Origin of the sequence: Arthrobacter sp. NPDC089319 (assembly GCF_040684925.1) — a bacterium.
GTDB lineage: Bacteria > Actinomycetota > Actinomycetes > Actinomycetales > Micrococcaceae > Crystallibacter.
In genome coordinates this window covers 1-5,316 of record NZ_JBFBGZ010000027.1, presented here as the reverse complement: position 1 = coordinate 5,316, position 5,316 = coordinate 1, and the positions used below count along the sequence as shown (strand labels likewise).

Annotated in this window: 5 protein-coding genes; 1 reads left to right on the top strand and 4 read right to left on the bottom strand. The window is 62.9% G+C overall.

Going from position 1 to position 5,316, the window contains the following annotated elements:
- Together AB0N75_RS18795 and AB0N75_RS18790 are read right to left on the bottom strand one after the other, a co-directional pair.
- On the bottom strand, positions 1 to 242 hold a 242-nt coding region (locus tag AB0N75_RS18795), incomplete at its 3' end, for an aminopeptidase P family N-terminal domain-containing protein (protein ID WP_364652462.1).
- Between the two features lie 43 nt (positions 243 to 285).
- Positions 286 to 1,872 (bottom strand): cytosine permease, encoded by a 1,587-nt coding sequence (locus AB0N75_RS18790; RefSeq protein WP_364652461.1) that lies wholly within the window; start codon positions 1,870 to 1,872, stop codon positions 286 to 288.
- Positions 1,873 to 2,038: 166 nt separating this feature from the next.
- Here AB0N75_RS18790 and AB0N75_RS18785 point away from each other — a divergent pair, with 166 nt between their 5' ends.
- On the top strand, positions 2,039 to 3,547 hold the full coding sequence (locus AB0N75_RS18785; RefSeq protein ID WP_364652460.1) for a PucR family transcriptional regulator: 1,509 nt from the start codon (positions 2,039 to 2,041) through the stop codon (positions 3,545 to 3,547).
- A 49-nt stretch (positions 3,548 to 3,596) separates the two neighbouring features.
- Here the strand turns inward: AB0N75_RS18785 and AB0N75_RS18780 are convergent, their stop codons facing one another.
- Complete coding sequence (locus AB0N75_RS18780) at positions 3,597 to 4,412, bottom strand: IclR family transcriptional regulator (protein ID WP_364652459.1); 816 nt, start codon at positions 4,410 to 4,412, stop codon at positions 3,597 to 3,599.
- 91 nt (positions 4,413 to 4,503) lie between these two features.
- Positions 4,504 to 5,316, bottom strand: an 813-nt coding sequence (locus AB0N75_RS18775) for a M24 family metallopeptidase (protein ID WP_364652458.1), incomplete at its 5' end; no start/stop codon positions are given.

The window sequence follows — 5,316 nt, the reverse complement described above, 5'->3', positions numbered from 1 at the left end:
ACTACCAGGGCGTAGTTGCGGCCGAACGTGGTGTAGAGGAAGTCCGAGTAGTACTTGATGCCGTGGTAGCTGGTCAGGATGACTGCGTCGAGTTCCTTGGCGGCCATGATGGCGCGCAGCCCGGTCAGGCGGCGTTCGAACTCTGCATCGGAGAAGGTCAGTTGCTGCTTTTCTCCGTTGTGCAGGACTTTCAGACGCTCGAGTTCGGAAACGCTGTTGGCTGAGCTGGTAGCGATGGTCATGGGTTCTCCTTTAGTGCTGTTGATACGTGAGGCCGTTGTGGTCTTAGGGGGTGGGTGCAGCCGTCCGGGTCTCGGGAGCGGGCGGAGTGTCCGTGGGGACTGGCTCTTCGGAATCCGCCAAGGCGGTTTCGCAGCTTCCGTACTTCTTCAGGAACTCCTCGTCGGAGCTGCTCTCCTTGAGGCCCAGCGGGATGCCGGCTGCGATGCGTGACTTGAACCGGGGGTAGCCGAGGACGAAGTAGACCGTTGCAGCCGTCACGGTTCCGCCGAGCCAGGAGAAGTCGATGCCGCCTACTGCGGTGGCGATCGGTCCCTGCAGCACGGGGACGGAGCCGTACATGCACATCCAGGTCATGAAGATACCGGCGAAGAAGGCGATGAAAGCTGCCGGGTTGAAGGCCTTCAGCTGGGTGTCATCAACCGAACGGAACAGGTAGCTGAAGTTCTTGTGGCGGCGCTCGAAGACGAAATAGTGCACGGCCATGATGCCGCCCCAGGTGGCCACCCACGCTGCGATCGCGATGATCCAGTTATGCAGCAGGTGGGCAAAGTCGGTCGCGAACATGAAACCGATGACCGCTCCCATGGCGAGGCAACCCACCAGGATGGAGAGCTTCTTGCGGGAAACCTGAATGTCCAGAGCCTGCGTGGCCACACTGAAGGTGTACATGTTGATGATGTTCGTGGCGATGGGGCCGTGGATGACCAGCAGGATCACCGGGATCGCGAAGGCTCCGTAGTTTTCGACGATGAGTTGGCCGGGGTCGGCGCTGCCATTCTTCGTTGCCAGGCTTGCACCGAGCACACCGAGCCAGACAACCGGGAGGAACTGGCCCAAGACGCTGACGATGTAGAGCTTGGACGGCCGAATCTTCTTGCTGACGAAGCGTGAGTAGTCAGGAGCGTAGGTGAACCAGCCGATGCCCCAGCCGATGCCGATGGCGGTCATGATGGAGGACATGGCTGCGATTCGGGGCATTCCGGTGAGCACCTCGCCGACCGGGCCCTGGTACGACCAGTCAATATCGAGCTGGGTCCAGGCCACGACGGACATAGCGATCAGCACCAGCACTGTCGGCGGCATGGTGATGCGCTCGAACCGGGAGATGGCCCGGTAGCCGCGGTAGCAGATGGCTACCTGGATTCCCATGATCACGGCTGCGGTGGCGATCCGCCAACCCAGATTCGATTGCTCGGGGTCGACCCAGCCGATCATTCCGAACAGGGCCATGATGAGATCCAAAATTACCCAAGTGTTGACTGCAGACCAGCCAATGGCGATCACGGCTTGGATGGCGGCCGGCAAGTAGGCGCCGCGGCGGCCAAAGGCACCCCGGGCTAGGAGCATGCCAGTGGCGCCGGTGCGCTGGCCCAAGATGACGAAGAAGCCGAACCCGAGCATGCCGATGACATTGCCGGCGATCAGGACTGTCAGAGTGTCCGCCAGGCTGAGGCCCAGCGTGATGCCCAGTGCGCCGAGGATCCAGTTGATAGGCGCGACATTGGCGCCTGCCCAGATCCAGAACTGACCGGAGAGCTTGGTGGTGCGGGCCGATTCGGGAACCGGCTGGAGGATATCTTCTACGTTGTGGGTACTTTGTTCGGATTTGGTGGCGGATCGCTGGCTCATGGCTGTTCTCCTCATGAATTGGAACGGGAAGCGGAGCAGGCCTGAATCCAGAGTAGAGGTGATGCAGCTCACAGCGTATATTCGGATGGTAACCACTTGAGGGCTTGTCCGGTGACACTCTGTCGCTTGCGGTTCGGCCCACAGCGCCTAAACGTGGGAGTTTTCTATGGTCGTTAAGTTGTCGGATGTGCTGGAGCTTGACGTGATGAAGCGCGCCAGTCCGCTGGTGCGCGCGGGCAAAGCGTTGATTGATACGGGCACGGTGAGATGGGTTCATTCGAGTGAGGTCCTCGAAATAGCGCCGCTCCTGCGTGGCCAGGAACTGCTTCTCAGCGGCGGGGACGCCCTGCTGAACCTCAGGCCCGCCGCGCAACACGAGTACGTCCGGAGCCTAGCTGCGCGGCATGTGACGGCCTTGGCGATTCAAACTGCGGGTTCTGGCCGCTCCCTGTCGGCCGAACTCGTCGAGGCGGCCGAGGAAGTGGGCCTGCCGCTGATCGAGTTGCAGCGGGTCGTCCCCTTTGTGGAGATTGCGGAGGAGGTCAACCGGAAAGTCGTGTCCGAACATGTCACGGCGCTGCAGACCGCGGATTCCATCTCGCAGCACTTGGCGGACCACCTCGCCACGTCCGGGCCGGCACTGAGCCCCTTGATCGACATCGTCTCGCAGGCGTTGCGGATCGAGGTGGAGCTGCTGGATCCCAGCGGAAGCGTCCTGGAGTTCGCCGGCGGCTTCCCTCCCGATTCGACCTCGGTCAACGTGGAGTCCGACATTTTTGTTGGCACCCTGGTGTCCGCCCGGTTGCGGCTCCAAAGCCGGCAGGATGTCCCGCCGGAGTTGCTGAAGACGGTGGGGGAGCGGATTGGCAGCATTCTGGCGCTGGCCGTATCCCAGCAGCACCGACCGACGGCGCAGCAGATAGCGCACACGGCCCTGATGCGGGCTGTCGTCAGCGGGGCCAGTGCTTCGCAGATCCACGAATTGTGCACAGCGGCAGGCGTATCGACGGCCCAGCCGGCCTTCGTCATGGTGTTTCGCCGGATCGGGCTGAGTAGCGCGCGGGGCGTCGCAGAAAAGATACTCCGGACCCGGTGTCCCGATGCCCTGACCTATCTGGACGGCGAAAGCCTGTGGGCCATGGTCCAGCTCAGTATCAGCGGGACGCGCCAGGAGCGGCGGGAACTCCTGGAAGGGTTGCGCGCCGACCTCCGCGGTCTGGCGGTGGCGGGCGCCATGGGGCCAACGATGGCCACTCCGCTGCATGCCCACTCGTCGCTGGTTGAAGCCCGTCTCACCCAGGCCGTCGGGGCGCCCGACGATCTCGAGTCCAACTTCCGCGACTGTGAGGATTTCCTCCTCGAACGGTTGGAGGCCCGTGAGCTGTCCGGGCCGGTGGGCGGACGCATCACCCAGGAACTGCTGGGCGAACTGTTGGACTATGACCGCAGGCGGGGGACTCGGATGCTCGGTACGCTCGATGCCTGGCTGATCAGCGGATGCAATTCAGCCGAAGCTGCCCGGGTCCTATTCATCGAGCGCCAAACCTTGCACAAGCGGCTGCGGAAAATTTTCGAGTTGATCGGCGGCGACCCGCGCGGCAGCGCGAAACTGCCAGGACTGTACTTGGCAGTCCACTTGGCGAAGAATCCGTCACCGGTAGACGCCGGCCTCTAAGAGCGGCGGGACGACAGCTCCGCGCGGGTCGTATTTTCGAAACTGGCGCTCAGGCCCCAGGTTGTCCGCCGAGACGAACTGTCACTTCGGAAGCAGCACGCTTGCAAGCCTTGGTGAGAGTGCTCAGCACTTCTTCAGAGATGCGGAAGCGGGGTGCCGCGAGCATGACACAGGCGGCGAGATCCCCCCGGTGGTCAAAAACGGGGGCGGCCACGCCGACTTCTTCGGCTGAAGTTTCGCCGTAATTGACGGCGACGCCGTGGCCCGACACATCTTTGAGTCGGTCGGTGTAGGCATCCAAGGCGGCCGGAGTGCTGTCTGGCAGGATGACCGCCCCCTCGGAGATCATGCGTCGGGCGGCGTCGATGCCGGCTTGGGCCAAGAAGATCTGGACCGATGAGCTGAGCGCGGTGTTGTACCGGGTGCCGAGCGGCGTAGTGTGTTTGACCTGCTGGGGGCTGACGATCTGTTCGACACAGACCGACTGATTCCCATTCCAGACCATCAGGGCGGTGGTTTCACCAGTGCGTTCGGTGAGATCTTGCAGTACAGGGTATGCCGCACGACGTACATCCAGATCGGCGAGCAACGGTCCGGTGACAGCAATTAAGCCCAGACCGAGCTTGAACCGGCGGGTGGAGGAATCCCGCTCCACCAGGTCTTCCTGTTCCAAAGTGGCCAGGATGCGGGACACCGTGCTCTTGTGTAGGCCCACACGGGTGGCGATTTCGGTGACGCCCAGCAGCGGAGTCTCTACGCTGAAGCAGCGCATCACCTGGATGGCGTTCAGGATGACGGAGGCTCCCCGGGCGTCGGGGGCGCCGGCGTGGGTCCTGGGACTCGTGGTATCTGCAGCGTCACTCATGGTGCATCCCATTCTGGCGGATTAAACGGTGTGTGCGGCGCCGCCGGTTCCGGCCGCGCCGCACACACTTTGAGATTTTTCCGTCAGCCAATCAGGCGTCGATGATGTTGTTTTCCGGGCCGAAGCCGAATTTGGTGATGTTTTCGACGCTGTTCTCGCCGATCACGAGGATGTCGTGTTCGCGGTAGCCGCCGGCACCGGGTTCGCCGTCGGCAACGGTGATCATCGGTTCCATGGAAACCACCATGCCCGGTTCCAGGACGGTATCGATGTCCTCGCGCAGCTCCAGACCGGCCTCGCGTCCGTAGTAGTGCGAGAGGACGCCGAAGGAGTGGCCGTACCCGAAGGTGCGGTTCGGAAGCAGCCCGTGGCCGATGTAGATCTCGTTCAACTCCGCGGCGATGTCCTTGCAGACGGCGCCGGGCTTGATCAGTTCCAGGCCGCGGCGATGGACCTCCACGTTCACGTTCCACAGTTCGAGGGAGCGCTCGTCTGGCTCGCCCAGGAACAGTGTCCTCTCCAGTGCGGTGTAGTAGCCGGAAGTCATCGGGAAGCAGTTCAGGGACAGGATGTCGCCGCGCTGCAGCTTGCGCGTGGTGGCCCAGTTGTGCGCGCCGTCGGTGTTGATGCCGGACTGGAACCAGACCCAGGTATCGCGGACTTCACGGTGGGGGAAGGTGCGGGCAATCTCGTGCACCATGGCTTCGGTGCCGATCAGTGCCACTTCGTACTCGCTGATGCCTTCGCGGATGGCGGCCTTGATGGTCTCGCCGCCCAGGTCGCCGATCCGGGCGCCGTGCTTGATGACCTCGATTTCCTCGGCCGACTTGATCATCCGCTGGCGCATGGCGTCTTGGGAGACGTCGAGCAGTTCGGCGCCCTCGAAGGCGGCCTGGATGCGCTG